General features: G+C 70.7%; 13 protein-coding genes. 9 read left to right on the forward strand and 4 right to left on the reverse strand.

Going from position 1 to position 17,412, the window contains the following annotated elements:
- Positions 1 to 59 precede the first annotated feature (59 nt).
- From QRY02_RS46190 to QRY02_RS46205, 4 genes are all read left to right on the forward strand, one after another.
- Positions 60 to 1,952, forward strand: coding sequence for an acetolactate synthase large subunit (locus QRY02_RS46190; RefSeq protein WP_285989003.1), 1,893 nt, complete (start codon positions 60 to 62; stop codon positions 1,950 to 1,952).
- Between the two features lies 1 nt (position 1,953).
- Positions 1,954 to 2,460 carry an acetolactate synthase small subunit gene (gene ilvN, locus QRY02_RS46195; RefSeq protein WP_003080760.1) on the forward strand — a complete coding sequence of 169 codons (507 nt, stop codon included), beginning with the start codon at positions 1,954 to 1,956 and terminating at the stop codon, positions 2,458 to 2,460.
- A 90-nt stretch (positions 2,461 to 2,550) separates the two neighbouring features.
- On the forward strand, positions 2,551 to 3,564 hold the full coding sequence (gene ilvC, locus QRY02_RS46200; protein WP_026469083.1) for a ketol-acid reductoisomerase: 1,014 nt from the start codon (positions 2,551 to 2,553) through the stop codon (positions 3,562 to 3,564).
- 110 nt (positions 3,565 to 3,674) lie between these two features.
- A complete protein-coding gene (locus QRY02_RS46205; protein WP_013223584.1) occupies positions 3,675 to 3,956 on the forward strand; it encodes a DUF397 domain-containing protein in 282 nt (93 codons plus the stop codon).
- On the opposite strand, the gene QRY02_RS46210 is transcribed toward QRY02_RS46205, so the two are convergent.
- The 4 genes from QRY02_RS46210 to QRY02_RS46225 all read right to left on the reverse strand — a co-directional run bounded on the left by QRY02_RS46210 (position 3,953) and on the right by QRY02_RS46225 (position 8,250).
- On the reverse strand, positions 3,953 to 4,816 hold the full coding sequence (locus QRY02_RS46210; protein WP_285989004.1) for a nuclear transport factor 2 family protein: 864 nt from the start codon (positions 4,814 to 4,816) through the stop codon (positions 3,953 to 3,955). The two genes, QRY02_RS46205 and QRY02_RS46210, sit on opposite strands and share 4 nt — an antisense overlap.
- A 69-nt stretch (positions 4,817 to 4,885) precedes the next feature.
- Positions 4,886 to 6,202, reverse strand: coding sequence for an ankyrin repeat domain-containing protein (locus QRY02_RS46215; RefSeq protein ID WP_285989005.1), 1,317 nt, complete (start codon positions 6,200 to 6,202; stop codon positions 4,886 to 4,888).
- 327 nt (positions 6,203 to 6,529) lie between these two features.
- Positions 6,530 to 7,354 carry a TIGR03620 family F420-dependent LLM class oxidoreductase gene (locus QRY02_RS46220; RefSeq protein ID WP_285989006.1) on the reverse strand — a complete coding sequence of 275 codons (825 nt, stop codon included), beginning with the start codon at positions 7,352 to 7,354 and terminating at the stop codon, positions 6,530 to 6,532.
- Complete coding sequence (locus tag QRY02_RS46225) at positions 7,351 to 8,250, reverse strand: TIGR03620 family F420-dependent LLM class oxidoreductase (RefSeq protein ID WP_285989007.1); 900 nt, start codon at positions 8,248 to 8,250, stop codon at positions 7,351 to 7,353. Before QRY02_RS46225 ends, QRY02_RS46220 begins: the two co-directional genes overlap by 4 nt.
- 87 nt (positions 8,251 to 8,337) lie before the next feature.
- Between QRY02_RS46225 and QRY02_RS46230 the strand changes: the two genes are divergently transcribed.
- The 5 genes from QRY02_RS46230 to cimA all read left to right on the forward strand — a co-directional run bounded on the left by QRY02_RS46230 (position 8,338) and on the right by cimA (position 17,339).
- A complete protein-coding gene (locus tag QRY02_RS46230) occupies positions 8,338 to 8,901 on the forward strand; it encodes a TetR/AcrR family transcriptional regulator (protein ID WP_285989008.1) in 564 nt (187 codons plus the stop codon).
- A gap of 125 nt (positions 8,902 to 9,026) precedes the next feature.
- Positions 9,027 to 10,625 carry a phosphoglycerate dehydrogenase gene (serA, locus tag QRY02_RS46235; protein WP_285989009.1) on the forward strand — a complete coding sequence of 533 codons (1,599 nt, stop codon included), beginning with the start codon at positions 9,027 to 9,029 and terminating at the stop codon, positions 10,623 to 10,625.
- A gap of 230 nt (positions 10,626 to 10,855) precedes the next feature.
- Positions 10,856 to 14,218: a S8 family serine peptidase gene (locus tag QRY02_RS46240; RefSeq protein ID WP_285989010.1), complete on the forward strand. Its 3,363-nt coding sequence runs from the start codon at positions 10,856 to 10,858 to the stop codon at positions 14,216 to 14,218.
- 228 nt (positions 14,219 to 14,446) lie between these two features.
- The gene (locus tag QRY02_RS46245; RefSeq protein WP_285989011.1) at positions 14,447 to 15,484 is read left to right on the forward strand and encodes a 3-isopropylmalate dehydrogenase; all 1,038 of its coding nucleotides are present in this window, start codon (positions 14,447 to 14,449) and stop codon (positions 15,482 to 15,484) included.
- Between the two features lie 250 nt (positions 15,485 to 15,734).
- The gene (gene cimA / locus QRY02_RS46250; protein WP_285989012.1) at positions 15,735 to 17,339 is read left to right on the forward strand and encodes a citramalate synthase; all 1,605 of its coding nucleotides are present in this window, start codon (positions 15,735 to 15,737) and stop codon (positions 17,337 to 17,339) included.
- Positions 17,340 to 17,412: the final 73 nt, after the last annotated feature.

The raw sequence follows: 17,412 nt of genomic DNA on the forward strand, positions 1-17,412 counted from the left end.
GGCCCCACCGCACAAAACCGACCCGAACGAGTGACACCGAGACCCACGAGGCAGATCCGATGACCAGTGCGACGTCGCGCAGCGACGCGAAGCCCGGGCCGACGCCCGGAACGCCCGGAGCACGTCCGAAGCCGGCGCCACCGGCGGGAACGCCGGTGCGCGTCACCGGCGCCCAGTCCCTCGTGCGCTCGCTCGAGGCCGTCGGCGCCGAGGTGGTCTTCGGGATCCCGGGCGGCACCATCCTGCCCGCCTACGACCCGCTCCTCGACTCGACGAAGGTCCGCCACGTCCTGGTCCGCCACGAACAGGGCGCCGGCCACGCGGCCACCGGGTACGCCCAGGCCACCGGCAAGGTCGGCGTCTGCATGGCCACCTCGGGCCCGGGCGCGACCAACCTGGTCACCCCGCTCGCCGACGCGAACATGGACTCGGTCCCGGTCGTGGCCATCACCGGCCAGCAGTCCCGCGCGCTGATCGGCACCGACGCGTTCCAGGAAGCCGACATCTGCGGCATCACCATGCCGATCACCAAGCACAACTTCCTCGTCACGGACCCCGCGGACATCCCGCGGACCATCGCCGAGGCGTTCCACCTGGCCTCGACCGGCCGCCCCGGCCCGGTCCTGGTGGACATCCCCAAGGACGTGCTGCAGGAGATGACCTCGTTCTCCTGGCCGACCGAGCTGCGGCTGCCGGGCTACCGCCCCACGCTGCGCCCGCACGGCAAGCAGGTCCGCGAAGCCGCGAAGCTGATCGCCAAGGCGCGGCGCCCGGTGCTCTACGTCGGCGGTGGTGTCATCAAGGCCGAGGCGCACGAGCAGCTGAAGCAGCTCGCCGAGCTGACGAACATCCCCGTCGTCACCACGCTGATGGCGCGCGGGGCGTTCCCCGACTCGCACCCGCAGCACCTCGGCATGCCGGGCATGCACGGCACGGTCGCCGCGGTCGCCGCCATGCAGCGCGCCGACCTGCTGATCGCGCTCGGCGCCCGGTTCGACGACCGGGTCACCGGCCAGCTGTCCTCGTTCGCGCCGGACGCCGCGGTCGTGCACGCCGACATCGACCCGGCCGAGATCTCCAAGAACCGCAAGGCCGACGTCCCGATCGTGGGCGACTGCAAGGAGATCATCGGCGAGCTCATCACCGCCGTGAAGGCGGAGTTCGACCACAGCGGCCAGCCCGACCTGGCCGACTGGTGGACCCAGGCCGACGACTGGCGCAAGAACTACCCGGCCGGCTACGAGTGGCCGGACGACGGTTCGCTGTCGCCGCAGTACGTCATCGAGCGGATCGGGCAGATCGTCGGCCCGGACGCCGTCTACGCCGCGGGCGTCGGCCAGCACCAGATGTGGGCCGCGCAGTTCGTCAAGTACGAGAACCCGCGCACCTGGATCAACTCCGGCGGCCTCGGCACCATGGGCTACGCGGTGCCCGCCGCGATGGGCGCGCAGTTCGGCGTCCCGGACAAGCAGGTCTGGGCGATCGACGGCGACGGCTGCTTCCAGATGACCAACCAGGAGCTGGCCACCTGCGCCATCGAGGGCGCGCCGATCAAGGTCGCCGTGATCAACAACGGCAACCTGGGCATGGTCCGGCAGTGGCAGAACCTCTTCTACTCGGAGCGGTACTCCAACACCGACCTCGGGACGCACAAGCACCGCATCCCGGACTTCGTCCTGCTGGCCGAGGCGCTCGGCTGCGCCGGCCTGCGCTGCGAGACGAAGGAAGACGTCGACGCCACCATCCGCCGCGCGATGGAGATCAACGACCGCCCCGTCGTGATCGACTTCGTCGTGGGGAAGGATGCCCAGGTGTGGCCGATGGTCGCGGCCGGCACCGGCAACGACGAGATCATGGCGGTCCGGGGCATCCGGCCGTTGTTCGACGACGACGAGGTTTCGGTCGAGACGACCGAAGCCGCCGCGGAAGCCGCTGGGGAAGGTGAGCGCTGAGATGAGCGTCCACACGCTGAGTGTCCTGGTCGAGAACAAGCCGGGTGTGCTCGCGCGCGTCTCGGGCCTGTTCTCCCGGCGCGGCTTCAACATCGAGTCCCTCGCCGTCGGGCCCACGGAAAACCCCGAGGTGTCCCGCATGACGATCGTGGTCGCCGTGGAAGAGCTACCGCTCGAACAGGTGACGAAGCAGCTCAACAAGCTGGTCAACGTGATCAAGATCGTCGAGCTGGAGCAGTCGACCGCCGTGCAGCGCGAACTGCTGCTCGTGAAGGTTCGCGCCGACAACACCGTGCGCAGCCAGGTCCTCGAAACCGTCCAGCTCTTCCGTGCGAAGGTGGTGGACGTGTCCCCGGAGGCGCTCACCGTCGAGGCGACCGGGACGTCGGACAAGATCGGCGCCCTGCTGCGGATGCTGGAGCCGTATGGCATCCGCGAGCTGGTGCAGTCCGGCATGGTCGCGGTGGGACGCGGCGCCCGCTCGATCACCGCAACCTCACCGCGCTAGTCCATCCATGCCCCCACCACCACCCTCAACGGAGGCGCTTCGCGCCGCTGTTCCAGATTTTGTAAGTCAGGAAAGGAAGCAGTAACCCCCATGGCAGTGGAAATCTTCTACGACGACGACGCCGACCTCTCGATCATCCAGGGGCGCAAGGTCGCTGTCATCGGCTACGGCAGCCAGGGCCACGCCCACTCGCTGAGCCTGCGCGATTCCGGCGTCGACGTCCGCATCGGCCTGCCCGAGGGGTCCAAGTCGCGGGCGAAGGCCGAGGAGCAGGGCCTGCGCGTGCTCACCCCGGCCGAGGCGTCGGCCGAGGCCGACCTGATCATGATCCTGGCGCCGGACACCAAGCAGCGCCACATCTACGAGCAGGACATCGCGCCGAACCTCAAGGACGGCGACGCCCTCTTCTTCGGGCACGGCTTCAACATCCGCTACGACCTGATCAAGCCGCCGGCGAACGTCGACGTCGCCATGGTCGCCCCGAAGGGCCCGGGCCACCTGGTCCGCCGCCAGTTCGTCGACGGCAAGGGCGTCCCGGCGCTCATCGCCGTGGAGCAGGACGCCTCCGGCAATGCCCAGGCGCTCGCCCTCTCCTACGCGGCCGCCATCGGTGGCGCCCGTGCCGGCGTCATCAAGACGACCTTCACCGAGGAGACCGAGACCGACCTCTTCGGCGAGCAGGCCGTGCTCTGCGGTGGCGCGTCCGCGCTGGTGCAGACCGGCTTCGAGGTGCTCACCGAGGCGGGCTACGCCCCGGAGATCGCCTACTTCGAGGTGCTGCACGAGCTGAAGCTGATCGTCGACCTCATGTACGAGGGCGGCATCGCGCGCCAGCGCTACTCGATCTCCGACACCGCCGAGTACGGCGACCTGACCCGCGGCCCGCGCGTCATCTCGCCGGCGGTCAAGGAAGAGATGAAGAAGATCCTCGGCGAGATCCAGGACGGCACGTTCGCCCGCGAATGGGTCGCCGAGGACGAGGCCGGCCGGCCGAACTTCACCAAGCTCGAGGAGCAGGGCAACCAGCACCCGATCGAGGCGACCGGCAAGAAGCTGCGCGACCTGATGTCGTGGGTGGACCGGCCGATCACCGAAACCGCCTGACCTTCTTTCGGCAACACAGTTCGGCCACACAGTTCCAAGACGCTGAAGGGGACGCCCGCGCCGGGCGTCCCCTTCAGTGCGTTCGGTGGTCGTTTCGCTACGCTGGAGACATGAGTGATCAGCCGGTCGACGACAAGGCGCACATCCGGCACCACCTCGACTTCACCAAGGCCGAGTGGATCCGGGCCGAGCCCGAAGGCGTCACCCTCGACGACTGCGTCGAGTACGCGTTCATCGAGCACACCGACGGCGTCACCTACACGGCGATGCGGCAGTCGGCGAAGCCGGACGGGGTGATCCTCGTCTTCACGCCGGGGGAGTGGGACGCGTTCGTGAAGGGCGTCCGCGACGGCGAGTTCGACCTGCCCGAGGACCTCGCCGCGGAGGCTTAGACCTTCGCCGCCAGTTCGGGAATCCGGCCGGTGTCGCCCGCGACGCCGAGGTGGTCGCCGTAGTCGCGCGATTCGACGATCAGGCCGTCGCGGACGCGCATGGCGAAGATGTTCGCGATCCGCACCCGTCCGCCACCGAGGTCGCCTTGGTAAGCGAACTCCCCGATCAGCACCTCCGGGTCGGCGCCCTGGTAGGTCACCAGGTCCGCGACCTCGAAGTCGACGCCGACGTCCTTGGCCGCCGCGAAGTGCTTTCGCAGCTCGTCACGCGTCCGCAGCACCGGCGCGCCCGGCAGGAACGGGTGCGTCACGTGGGTTTGCTCGGCGTACAGGTCCGGCAGTTCAGCCCAGCGTTTGCCCGCGACGCCGTGGACGAGCTGTTCGAACACCGTGCCCGAGGTCGGCGAGGCGGCCGGTGACAGCTCACGCGGCGGTGCCTGCTCGTAGGCCTTGACCAGGTCGTCGACGCCGTCGCGGATGACCGCGAGCCGCAGGTAGTCGTGGTAGTCGCGGGAATGGACGATGAGGCCGTCGCGGATCCGGAGCACCTGGATGTTGGCTGCTGCGATCGTCCGGCCGGTTTCGGCCGACTCGGCGTCGTAGTCGTATTCGGCGACGATCACCTCGGGGTCGGTCGTCTCGTGGACGACGACGTTCTTGCGCTTGAGCCGCAGGGCTCCGGCGAGGACACCGGTGAACCGCTCGTGGACCGCGTCCCGGCCGTGGAGGCGCGTCGGCCGCGGGACCGCTTGCGGGTGTTCGACGACGGTGTCTTCGGCGTAGAGCGCGGAAAGCTCGCCGAAGCGTCCTTCGCTGATTCCGTCGGACAACGCGGTGAAGACGTCGCGGGGTGTGGTCATGGATCCTCCCAGAGGGAAAACGGAGTCTGTAGTCCGTCTGCGACGATACGGACTACAGACTCCGGTTGTCTACTGGAGCAGCTCCCGCGCGGCCGGTTGCCCGCACACCTCCGCCCACTTCTCGGGCGTGCTGCCGAAGGTCGCGTCCCGCGCGCCGAGGTCGGCGCCGTTTTCGACGAGAGTGCGGATGACGTCGAGGTGCCCGGACTGCGCGGCCAGGTGCAGGGCCGTGACGCCCTCGCCGTGGTTCGGGCCGCCGAACGTGCCGCGGAAGTTCACGTCGGCGCCGAGGTCGAGCAGCGTCCGGACGGCGTCGAGCCTGCCCTGCGCCGACGCCCAGGCCAGCGCGGTGCCGCGGTAGACGTCGGCGTTCACGTCGGCTCCGCGGGCGACCAAGGTCCTGAGGGCGTCGACCCGGTCGTTGCGCGCCGCCCAGGCGAGGGCTTCGTTCCTCACCTCGGCGGGGTCGTCCGTCGGCTGCCAGCGCGGGAAACCGCTGTGGGGCCGGTAGAAACCGCGATGGGCGCCCCCGCGGCCCGAGGTCAGGAGTTCGCCGATGGCGTCGATGTCGCCGAGCCCGGCCGCGACGCGCAGGTTGCCCGGCGCGCGGCTGTGTGCGGCCAAGGTCTCCGCGGCTTCGCGATGGCCCCAGAACAAGGCGACGACCAGGGGCGTGCCGCCGTCGCCGCGGGCCGCGACGTCGACGGGCGCGCCGCGGCGCAGGAGCAGGTCGAGCAGGAGCGGCAGGTTGCTGTAGGCGGCTTGGTGCAGGGGTGTCCAGCCGTGGACGTTGCCGCGGGCCGGATCGGCGCCGTGGTCGAGGAGGATCCGGCTGAGCCGCTCGTCGTGCGTGGCGCCGGCCATGCCGAGCAGGTCGTTCCCGTTGGTGCCGCGGGCGTCGACGAGGCCGGGAAACTCGCCGAGCAGCGTTTCGAGCCGCTCGGGATCCCGGGCCTCGATCGCCCGGTACGCGCGGGCGAACGGCTCGCCACTGTCCACAAGAGTCTCGACGTGGGCGCGGAGTGCCTTCCAGGAACCGAAACCGTGCTCGCGGGCGACGACCGCGCGGGCGCCGTCGCGGGTGAGTGGCTGGTTCCAGCGGTCGAACGGCTCCTTCGCGCCGGGCGTGTCGTCCTCGGCCGAGGCGAGGAGGCCGAGCGCGCGCTCGGCGTAGTAGCCGACGTCCTGGTGGTACGGGTGCTGCAGGGTTTCCCCGTGCTCGGTGACGCGCCGGACGTAGGCCTGCAGCTTCGGCCAGCTCGGGAACCCGTGGTCCTTCGCGATCCGGAACTGCGCTTCGGCGAGTTTGACGCTTTCGGCGCGCGCAAGGTCCTTCGCGCGCTTGCGCAACTGGTCCAGGCTGGGTTTCGCGGGCAGCGTGCCCATGGTGCCTCCTTCCCTCGTCGCCCGTGGTCCGCCGGCACCGGGCAGGAAAGAGGTGCGGAGCTGGTGGTGCGGTGAAGTGGGGGTGGGCTCGGCCCTTTCCGCGGACGGGGCGCGGCCCGCACCGCGCCCCGCCACCCTACCCCCGAACCCGGACCCGGACCCCGCGTGATCCCCGACAGAACTCGCGTGATGGAACCCGGATCTCGCGTGATTGAAGCCGGAACTCGCGTGATTGAAGGCGGAACTCGCGAGTTACGGCTCTGATCACGCGAGTTACGGGCCTGATCACGCGAGTTACGGGTCGGGTCACGCGAGATCCGGGTTTCGTCACGGGCGGAGGTCGGCCAGGAGGCCGTAGGACTTCTCAGTGCGGGCCAGGATCTGGACGCAGACGTGGTCGGCGCCCGCGTCGAGGTGGGCCTGGATCCGGGCCGCGGCCGCCTGTTCGCCGGTGGCGACGATGGCGTCGACCAGGCGATCGCTGCCGCCGTCGGCCAGGTCGGTGTCGGTGAAGCCGAGGCGGCGCAGGTTCGCCTGGTGGTGCGGTGCCTGCCGGACGTACAGGCCGACGTGCTCCCGGGCCGCTTCGCGGGCGGCTTCCGGCGGGGCGTCGAGGATCACCGCCTGCTCGACCGCCAGGTACTTGCCCGGGCCGAGCCGCTCCCGCGCGAGCGCCGTGTGCTCCGGCGGGACGAAGTACGGGTGCGCGCCGTCCGCCCGCTCGGCGGCCAGGGCGAGAGCCCGGGGGCCGAGCGCGGCGATCAGCCGCCGGGGCCGTGGTGACGGCGGTGGCAGGGCGGGCAGCTCGGCGTCGTCCATCCCGGCCAGGTACTCGCGCATCGCCGAAATCGGCCGTGTGCCGGGGAAGTGGCCGCCGAGACCGACGGTGAACCGGCCCGGGTAGGCCTCGCCGAGCGCCCGGGTCGCCGCCTCCGCCGTGATCGGCGCGCGGCGGTCGAACCGTGCGATCCCGGTGGCCACGGTGAGCCGGGACGTCGCCGCCAGGAGCAGCGCCGCCTGGGTGAACGCGTCCCGGCCGGCGTACTCGCCGAACCAGATGGCGTCGAAGCCGAGCTCCTCCACCTCGGCGGCCGTTTCGCGGACCGCGCCGATCGGGGCGCCGTCGAAGAACCGCCAGATCCCGACGCTCATCGGGTCACCTCCGCAGCCAGTTCGAGCAGGGTTTCCACAGTGGATTCGAAGGAGGGCGCGGACGGCGTCAGCAGCACGTGGTCCGCGCCCGCGTCCAGGAGCTCGCCGAGCCGTTTCGCGATGGTTCCGGCGTCGCCCCACAGCACGAGGTCGTCGACGAACCGGTCGCTCGGGCCGTCGATGTCGGCCTCGGTGTAGCCGAGGCGTTTCCAGCCCGCGAGATACGCTTTCACGTCGTGCTCCCGGGACATCGCCACGCTGCGCCGGACGCTCGCCCGGGCGTCCTCGCGGCTCCCGAGCAGCACGGTCTGCTGCGGGATCAGCAGCTTGTCCGGCCCGAGGATTTCGCGGGCGTAGGGCGTGTGCGAGACCGGCTGGGCGAACGGGTGCGCACCGTCGGCACCTTCGCGCGCCAGCTCCAGCATTTTCGGCCCGACCGCGGCCAGCACGCGCGGGAACGCGACCGGTGCGGGATTTTCCGCCGCGGCGGCGTCCATGTCCGCCAGGTAGGCGCGCATCCGGTCGATCGGCCGGTACTCCTCGCCGAGCTTCGTGGCCTGGAAATCGTGCCCGATGCCGACGCCGAGCACGAACCGGCCGGGGTGGGCGTGGGCGAGGGTTGCGCCGCCCTTCTCGGCGGTCACGCCGCGGCGCAGCCAGACGTTCGCGATGCCGGCGCCGAGCACGACGTCCGGCACCGAGGCGAGCAGGTCGCCGAAGTGGGCGAACACCTCCCGCGTGCCGGGGCCTTCGCCGCTCCACACCGAGCGGTAGCCGGCTTCGGCGAGCCGCCGCGTCGCCGTGCGTTCGACGTCCGGCGGCGGGGCCAGCGGGGCGCTCGGCAACCAGGCGCCGATCGCGCCGAGCCGGGCCCGCGTGTCTTCGATCAGGGTCATCCTCGATCCCTCCAGTAAGCTGAGGCTGCCTCCGGTTAATATACGGAGGCAGCCTCCGATTGGCTAGCCGGTAAGGTCGGGAGTGCGATGACCGACGTGAAACCGATGCGCGCGGACGCCCGCCGCAACTACGAGCGCCTCCTCGAAGAGGCCCAACGCGCCTTCGCCGAACACGGCGTCGAGGCGTCCCTGGAGGACATCGCGCGCCGCGCCGGCGTCGGCATCGGCACGCTCTACCGGCACTTCCCGACCCGGGACGCGCTGCTCGAGACGCTCCTGCGCGCCCGCTTCGACGCCCAGGCCGAGCGGGCCCGCGAACTGCTCACCCATCCCGAGCCGCTGAACGCCCTGCAGTCCTGGCTCGCCGGGCTCGGGGACGCCACCGGCACCTTCCGCGGCCTGGTCGAGCTCACCGCGGACGCGCTGAACGACGAATCGTCCCGGTTGTACGAATCCTGCCACGCCATGCGCGAGGTCGGTTCCCAGCTGGTGGAACGGGCGAAGCTCGCGGGCGAGCTGCGCGAGGACGTCACGGCGCAAGAGCTGCTTCTGTTGCTGCACGCGGCATCCTGGGCGGGCGGGCACCTGCCCGGCGAAGGGGGCATGCAGCGGCTGCTGGCTCTTGTTTTCGAGGGATTGCGGGCGAGTTAACACCAGACGACGCCACAGGTCCGGCCCGCGCGTTAAACTCCGGCTCGACCGGGGCACAACGACGTGCTTAGACCGTTTGTCGACACCGAGCGTCCTGGAAATGACCAGATAGTGGGAGCCGTATCGTGAGCAAGCCCAGCAAGCCCGTCGTCCTCATCGCGGAAAAGCTCGCCCCCTCCGTGCTGAGTGTCTTCGGTGACGAGGTGGAGGTCCGGCACGTCGACGGCACGGACCGGTCCGCGCTGCTCGAGGCGGTGAAGAGCGCCGACGCGCTCCTGGTCCGCTCCGCCACCCAGGTGAACGCCGAGGTCTTCGCGGCCACCTCGCAGCTCAAGGTCGTCGCCCGCGCCGGCGTCGGCCTCGACAACGTCGAGGTGCCCGCCGCGACCGAGCGCGGTGTCCTGGTCGTCAACGCGCCGACGTCGAACATCGTCTCCGCCGCCGAGCACGCCGTCGCCCTGCTGCTTTCGGTCGCGCGCCGCATCCCGGCCGCCGACCAGAGCCTCCGCGGCGGCGAGTGGAAGCGCAGCTCGTTCTCCGGCGTCGAGCTGCAGGGCAAGACCGTCGGCGTCGTCGGCCTCGGCAAGATCGGGCAGCTGTTCGCCCAGCGCCTGGCCGCTTTCGACACGCACCTCATCGCTTACGACCCCTACGTCTCGGCCGCCCGCGCCGCGCAGCTCGGCATCGAGCTCGTCACCCTCGACGAGCTGCTGACCCGCGCCGACGCCATCTCCATCCACCTGCCGAAGACCCCGGAGACCAAGGGCCTCATCGACGCCGAGGCGCTGAAGAAGACCAAGCCGGGCGTCATCATCGTCAACGCCGCCCGCGGCGGCCTCATCGTCGAAGAGGACCTGGCCGACGCGCTGCGCTCGGGCCACGTCGGCGGCGCCGGTGTCGACGTCTTCGTCACCGAACCGACCACGTCCAGCCCGCTGTTCGAGCTGGAGAACGTCGTCGTGACGCCGCACCTGGGCGCCTCCACGGCCGAGGCGCAGGACCGCGCGGGCACCGACGTCGCGAAGTCGGTGCTGCTGGCCCTGCGCGGCGACTTCGTGCCGGACGCGGTGAACGTCTCCGGCGGCGGGGCCGTCGGCGAGCACGTCCGCCCGTACCTGTCGCTGGTCCAGAAGCTCGGCCAGCTGCTGACGGCGCTCAACCCGACGTCGCCGACGTCGGTGACCGTGCAGGTCAAGGGCGAGCTGACCAGTGAAGACACCGGCGTGCTGCAGCTGGCGGCGCTGCGCGGGGTGTTCACCGGCGTGGTCGAGGACCAGGTCACGTTCGTCAACGCGCCGCAGCTGGCGGAGAAGCTGGGCGTGCAGGTCGAGCTGGAGACCGAGCCGGAGAGCCCCAAGTTCCGCAGCCTGGTCACCGTCCGCGCGGTGCACGCCGACGGCGCGGTGCTGAGCGTGTCCGGTTCGGTCACCGGCTTGGACGAGGTCGAGAAGCTGGTCGAGGTCAACGGCCGCGGGTTCGACCTGCGCGCCGAGGGCACCGTGCTGCTGGTCGAGTATCCGGACCGGCCGGGCGTGATGGGCCGGGTCGGCACGCTGCTGGGCGAGGCGGGCATCAACATCGAGGCCGCGCAGATCAGCCAGACGACGGACGGCTCGGACGCGGTGATGCTGCTGCGCGTCGACCGCCACATCGACGCACACCTGCTGGAGCCGATCGGGGCTTCGGTCGGGGCGCACACGATCCGCGCCGTCGACTTCAACTGACGTAACCCTTTCGAAGGCCCCCTGTCACCCGGCAGGGGGCCTTTGAGTGCAATCACAACTACATAACGGAGTCTTTTGCCTACCTAAGTAGGTGTTTTGGGGCATTAGGTTCTCCCCGCGAGGTTGAACCACGCGTCGTCGAGGGCACGGCGCTGTGCCGCGCTTCACCGTCGGGGGTGTCAGGAGCGGCAGGCAGGTTCGGGTCCAGACCTCGAGTAAGGGGCCGACTCATGAGCAGATCCCGCCTCCCCGCGCGCGCCACGACGGCGGCCTTCGCCGTCGTTCTGGCGGCCGCGCTCGGGGCGCCGGTCGCGGGCGCAGCAGATGCTCCACTCGCTGACGGCGTCGCACCCGCCAAGATCGACGACGCGAAGCTGCAGGGGAAGCTGTCGCCGCGCCTGGGGGCCGCGCAGGGCCGGGTCACCGCGTTCGTCGAGCTGGCCAAGAAGCCGGCCGTCGACGCGTTCGCCGCCGCGCAGCCGCAGGGCAAGGAGGAGGCCAAGCGGGCCGCCAAGGCCGCCAAGGCCGACACCGCCGCCGCCGTCGACTCCGTCGTCGGCCAGCTGCGCACCGCCGACGCCAAGCCGCAGGTCGTCACCCAGACCGCCAACGCCGTTCCCGGCGTGGTCGTCACCGCCGACGCCGCGAAGCTGCGTGAGGTCGCGAAGCGGGCGGACGTCATCGCGGTGCGCACGGTCGTGCCGAAGACCCGCACCAACGCCAGCGCCGAGCAGCTGACCAACACCCTCGCCGCCTGGCAGCAGACCGGCAAGTTCGGCGACGGCGTCCGCGTCGGCGTGATCGACGACGGCATCGACTACACCCACGCCGACTTCGGCGGCCCCGGCACGCAGGCCGCGTACAAGGGCGTCGACAGCACCAAGCCGACCCCGCTGTTCCCCAGCGCCAAGGTCGTCGGCGGCACGGACCTCGTCGGCGACGACTACGACGCCGCGACGGCCGGCAAGACCACCCCGAAGCCGGACCCGAACCCGCTGGCCTGCGGTGAGCACGGCACGCACGTCGCCGGCACCATCGGCGGCTTCGGCGTCACCGCCGACGGCAAGACCTTCAAGGGCGACTACAAGAAGCTGGACGCCAAGAAGGTCGACGCGATGCAGATCGGCCCGGGCACGGCGCCGAAGTCGCTGCTCTACGCCATCAAGGTGTTCGGCTGCGCGGGCTCGACGAACGTCACCTCGCAGGCCCTGGACTGGGCGCTCGACCCGGACGGCGACGGCGACTTCACCGACCACCTCGACATCGTCAACCTCTCGCTCGGCTCCGACTTCGGCGCGCCGGACGACCCGGACTCGCTGTTCGTGCGCAAGCTCGCCGCGAACAACGTGCTCCCGGTGATCTCCGCGGGCAACGGCGGCGACATCAACGACATCGCCGGCTCCCCGGGCAACACCCCCGAGGCGCTCACCGTCGCCAGCACGCGTGACGCGGGCATCCTGCGTGACGCCGCCGAGGTCAAGGCCCCGTCGACCGCCGCGGGCCAGAAGACCGGCCAGTACAGCCAGAACTACACCGGCTACGACACCCTGGACCTGGCGGCGCCGGTCGTCGCGCTGTCCGCGGCGAACAGCGCGGGCTGCGCGCCGTACTCCGCCGAGGACAAGGCGAAGGCGGCCGGCAAGTTCGTCTGGCTGGAGTGGGACGACAACGACTCGACCCGCGCCTGCGGTTCGGCCGCCCGCGCCAACAACGCGCAGGCCGCCGGGGCGAAGGGCGCGCTCCTTTCGTCCACTTTGGAGCACTTCAGCGCGGGCATCGCGGGCAACGCGGCGATCCCGATGTTCCAGTTCACCGGGTCCGCCACGAAGACGCTGCGCGCGGCGCTGACCGCGGGCACGCTGCAGGTCCGGCTCTTCGGCGCCGGCCGCGCTTCGATCCAGACCTACGACAAGACGATCGTGGACACCCCGAGCTCGTTCACCTCGCGCGGCACCCGCGGCCCGGCCCTCAAGCCGGACGTCGCCGCCCCCGGTGACACGATCACCTCGGCCTTCCGCGGCAGCGGCAACGGCCGGACCGTGCTCTCGGGCACGTCGATGGCCGCCCCGCACACCGCCGGCATCACCGCACTCGTCCGCCAGTCGCACCCCGACTGGTCGGTCGAGGAGGTCAAGGCCTCGGTCATCGACACCGCCGGCCACGACGTCGGGGACGGCGCCGGCCACACCTACGCGCCGCAGCGCGTCGGCAGCGGCCGGATCGACGCCAAGGCGGCCCTGGACAACCAGGTGCTCGCCTACGTCGTCGACGACCCGGGCGCGGTGAGCGTCAGCTTCGGCACGGTCGAGGCGTCCGGTCCGGTGACGCTGTCGAAGACGATCAAGCTCGTCAACAAGGGCGTCACGCCCGCTGAGTATTCGGTGGCCTACCAGACGGTCAACGCGCTGCCGGGCGTCGAGTACACAGTGGACAAGCCGTCGGTGAAGCTGACCCCGCGCGGCACCGCCAAGGTCAAGGTGACGCTGAAGATCGCCGACCCGAAGGCGCTGCGCAAGGTCATGGACCCGACCATGCAGGCCACCCAGGCCGGCCTGGCCCGGCAGTTCGTCGCGGACGCCTCCGGGCGGGTCGCCTTCACGCCGGTCAGCGGGGCCAAGGTGCCGCTGCGGGTGTCGGTCTACTCCGCGCCGAAGCCGGTGTCGACGATTTCGACGCCGCCGTCGGTGAAGTTCGCCCCCGAAGCCACCCAGGCCGTGCTGAACCTGACCGGCAAGGGTGTCGACCAGGGGGCCGGCGCGCAGAAGTACCGCTCGCTGATCAGCGTGCTCGAGCTGCAGGCGGAGTCCCCGCAGCTGCCCGAGTGCGACGCGGACGTGGTCACCGACTGCACGCTGAACAAGACGGCCAAGGGCGGCGACCTCCGCTACATCGGCGCGGCTTCCACCGCTCCGCTGGCGAAGGCCCAGGGCGAGCCGGAGAACGCGATCCTCGCGTTCGGCCTGTCCACCTGGGGTGACTGGGCGAACATCGGCAGCAACACCTCGCCGTTCGTCGACATCGACACGACCGGGGACGGGCAGCCAGACTTCGAGACCTACGTGACCAAGGCGACGTCGACCGACGTCCTCCTGGCCAACACGGTCGCGCTGACCCCGGGCTTCCCGACCGTCGACGTCCAGGCGGTCAACGGCCAGCTCGGCGACGTCGACACCAACGTGTTCGACACGAACGTGCTCACGCTGCCGGTTTCGCTGGCCGCGCTGGGCATCGACGCCGGCGCCGACAGCCACCGGATCTCCTACACGGTGGGCGTCAGCGGCTTCTACGTCGCGCCGGGCACGACGAACGGGCTGATCGACTACGTCGGCACGCCGCTTTCGTTCGACGCGCTCGCGCCGGGCTACGCGGTGCAGGGCGGCGGCGACGCCGCGCTCGGCTACGTCGCGAAGCCGGGCACGGCGCTGGTGGTCACGCGGAACGCGGCGTCGGCCGCGGCCGACAACGCCCTCGGCCTGCTGGCCATCGAGCACCACAACGCCGCGGGCAACCGGGCGAACGTGGTCAAGGTGGACGCGACGCAGGGCGCCCGGCCGGGGAACGAGCGTCAGCCGATCGGGGCTGGTCGCCGGTAGTTCCCGGCAAGATCGATTTCTGCAGGACCAGGGGCGTCTCCGGTGGATTTCCGCCGGGGGCGCCCCTCTGCTGTTCACCCGATTGGGTGTCTCACCCTGCGGGAGGATGCGGCATAAGGGTGGTGCGGCTACGGCAGTTTGTCTACGGCCGGTAACCTTCCGGCTGCTGGCGTTTTGTTGCGGTGGGCCATCGGTGCGGCCGGTGGTCCGGTCGACGGAGGTGTGTGGATGCGGCTCGCGGTGATCCCAGGAGACGGGATCGGGCCCGAGGTGGTCTCCGAGGCGCTGAAGGTGCTCGGCGAGGTAGTACCGACGGCGGAGATCACGAACTACGACCTCGGCGCCGCGCGATGGCACTCGACCGGTGAGCTGCTCCCGGAATCGGTCCTCGGCGAGCTCCGTCAGCACGACGCGATCCTGCTGGGCGCGGTCGGCGATCCATCGGTGCCGAGCGGGATCCTGGAGCGCGGCCTGCTGCTGCGCCTGCGGTTCGAAATGGACCACCACGTCAACCTGCGCCCCGCGCGGCTCTACCCGGGTGTCCGGGGACCGCTGGCCGACGCGGGCGACGTCGACATGGTCGTCGTGCGTGAAGGCACTGAGGGCCCGTACGCGGGCACCGGCGGCCTGATTCGCAAGGACACCGAGCACGAGATCGCGACGGAGGTCAGCGTCAACACGGCGTTCGGCGTCCGGCGCGTGGTCGCCGACGCGTTCAACCGCGCCGAGGCCCGGCCCCGCAGGCACCTGACGCTGGTCCACAAGACCAACGTGCTTTCGTTCGCCGGGTCGCTCTGGTCGCGGATCGTCGAAGAGGTTTCGCTGGAGCACCCGGACGTGACGGTCGCGTACTCCCATGTGGACGCGGCGACCATCCACCTGGTGACGGACCCGTCCCGGTTCGACGTGATCGTGACGGACAACCTGTTCGGCGACATCATCACCGACCTCGCGGCCGCGGTGACCGGCGGCATCGGCCTGGCGGCCAGCGGCAACCTGGACATGACCCGCCGCAACCCGAGCATGTTCGAGCCGGTGCACGGTTCGGCGCCGGACATCGCGGGCCAGGGCCTGGCCGACCCCACGGCGGCGGTGCTGTCGGTGGCGCTGCTGCTGGACCACCTGGGGCAGAAGGAAGCGGCGCGGCGGATCGAGGCCTCGGTGGCGTTCGACCTGGCCACGCGGGACCAGGCTTCGCCGGGGGCCACGCAGGCCATCGGTGACCGGCTCGCGGCTCTGGTTTCCTCGAACGTGCGTACTGCTTGATCCCTCGGGAAAGCCCCGCACCCCGGCCGGGTGCGGGGCTTTTTCGTGCTCCCGGTCGTCCCGGATGGTGGGAGCTTGGCCCAGGTTCTGGACGTGGCCGCGAACGCTGTGGCATGATGCGACCGTGACCAGCTTCGCGATCATTATCGACGAGCGCGCCGGACGATAGCTCCACAAGAGCCCCCGGCGCGCAACCTCTCGCACCCATGCGGGAGGTTTTTTTGTTGCCTTGGAACGCTAGGAGAAGACCGTGACCCGCAAGGAGCCCGCCGATACCCCGCTCGGCGACGCCTTCCACCTCTACGACACCACCCTGCGCGACGGTGCGCAGCGAGAGGGCATCTCCTACTCCGTCCAGGACAAGCTCGCCGTCGCGCGGCTGCTGGACGAGCTCGGGGTCGGGTTCATCGAAGGCGGCTGGCCCGGGGCGCTCCCCAAGGACACCGAATTCTTCGCCCGCGCCGCGAAAGGCGAACTGAAGCTGCGCCACGCCGCCCTCGTCGCCTTCGGGGCCACGCGCAAGGCCGGCACCACCGCCGACGCCGATCCGCAGGTCCGGGCCCTGCTCGACAGCGAAGCGCCGGTCATCACCCTCGTCGCCAAGTCCGACCTCCGCCACATCGAACGCGCCCTCCGCGTCGACGTCGACGAGGCCTGCGCGATGGTGAAGGACACCGTCGAGTTCCTCACGAACGAAGGCCGGCGGGTCTTCCTCGACGCCGAGCACTTCTTCGACGGCTACGCGCATTCCCCCGAGACCTCGCTCCGGGTCCTCGACGCCGCCGCCCACGCGGGTGCCGACGTCCTCGTGCTCTGCGACACCAACGGTGGCCAGCTGCCGCTCGGGCTCGCCGAGACCGTGCGGACGATCAAGGAAAAGACCGGGTTCCGGCTCGGGATCCACTGTCAGGACGACACTTCCTGCGCCGTGGCGAACTCCGTCGCCGCGGTGCAGGCCGGCGTGACGCACGTCCAGTGCACCGCCAACGGTTACGGGGAGCGGGCCGGCAACGCCGACCTCTTCGCCGTGACGGGAAACCTGGTGACCAAGCTCGGCATGGAGGTCCTCCCGACCGGAGGCGCCGCCGAGCTCACCCGGGTCTCCCATGCCCTTGCCGAAATCGCCAACCTCGCCCCCTACACCCACCAGGCTTACGTAGGGGCGTCGGCTTTCGCTCACAAGGCGGGACTGCACGCGAGCGCGATCAAGGTGGATCCGTTGCTGTACAACCACATCGATCCGTCTTCCGTCGGCAATGACATGCGGGTACTGGTCACCGAGATGGCCGGCAGGGCCAGCCTCGAGCTCAAGGGACGTGAGCTCGGGGTCGACCTTGCCGGCCGGCCCGAAGCGCTGACGAGCGCGATCACCAAGGTCAAGCGGCTCGAAGCGGAAGGCTGGTCCTTCGAGGCCGCCGACGCCTCCCTGGAGCTCCTGCTGCGCCAGGAGGCCGACGTCCCGGCGGAGGCGCCGTTCGCGCTCGAGTCCTACCGGGTGGTCCTCGACCACCGCCCGGACGGCGAGGTCATGGCCGAAGCCACCGTCAAGGTGCACGTCGGCGGACAGCGCGTCATCGCCACCGCCGAGGGCATCGGGCCGGTGCACGCGCTCGACGCCGCCCTGCGGAAGGCGCTGTCGCCGCACCTGTCCTGGTTGGACAGTGTGGAGCTCGCCGACTACAAGGTGCGCATCCTCCAGGGCCACCCCGGCACCGACGCGGTGACGCGCGTGCTGGTCGAGAGCACCGACGGCGAGCGCGAGTGGACCACCGTCGGCGTGCACGGCAACATCGTCGAGGCCAGCTGGCTGGCGCTGTGCGACGCACTCGTCCACAAGAGCACCACCGTGGCCTGAGCTGTGACATCCGGGCCGTCGGCCCGGCCCGGGGGCGCCGCCACCCGGAACCCCCGAAAGCCATGGGCTGGGC

The organism is Amycolatopsis sp. DG1A-15b (genome assembly GCF_030285645.1).
In the GTDB taxonomy this organism is placed as follows: domain Bacteria; phylum Actinomycetota; class Actinomycetes; order Mycobacteriales; family Pseudonocardiaceae; genus Amycolatopsis.

Coding starts and splice junctions, on each gene's coding strand:
- ilvN (WP_003080760.1), top strand. CDS start 1,954: ATGAGCGTCCACACGCTGAGTGTCCTGGTCGAGAACAAGCCGGGTGTG.
- QRY02_RS46205 (WP_013223584.1), top strand. CDS start 3,675: ATGAGTGATCAGCCGGTCGACGACAAGGCGCACATCCGGCACCACCTC.
- QRY02_RS46190 (WP_285989003.1), top strand. CDS start 60: ATGACCAGTGCGACGTCGCGCAGCGACGCGAAGCCCGGGCCGACGCCC.
- QRY02_RS46215 (WP_285989005.1), bottom strand. CDS start 6,202: ATGGGCACGCTGCCCGCGAAACCCAGCCTGGACCAGTTGCGCAAGCGC.
- QRY02_RS46230 (WP_285989008.1), top strand. CDS start 8,338: ATGACCGACGTGAAACCGATGCGCGCGGACGCCCGCCGCAACTACGAG.
- QRY02_RS46240 (WP_285989010.1), top strand. CDS start 10,856: ATGAGCAGATCCCGCCTCCCCGCGCGCGCCACGACGGCGGCCTTCGCC.
- ilvC (WP_026469083.1), top strand. CDS start 2,551: ATGGCAGTGGAAATCTTCTACGACGACGACGCCGACCTCTCGATCATC.
- QRY02_RS46225 (WP_285989007.1), bottom strand. CDS start 8,250: ATGACCCTGATCGAAGACACGCGGGCCCGGCTCGGCGCGATCGGCGCC.
- QRY02_RS46210 (WP_285989004.1), bottom strand. CDS start 4,816: ATGACCACACCCCGCGACGTCTTCACCGCGTTGTCCGACGGAATCAGC.
- QRY02_RS46220 (WP_285989006.1), bottom strand. CDS start 7,354: ATGAGCGTCGGGATCTGGCGGTTCTTCGACGGCGCCCCGATCGGCGCG.
- QRY02_RS46245 (WP_285989011.1), top strand. CDS start 14,447: ATGCGGCTCGCGGTGATCCCAGGAGACGGGATCGGGCCCGAGGTGGTC.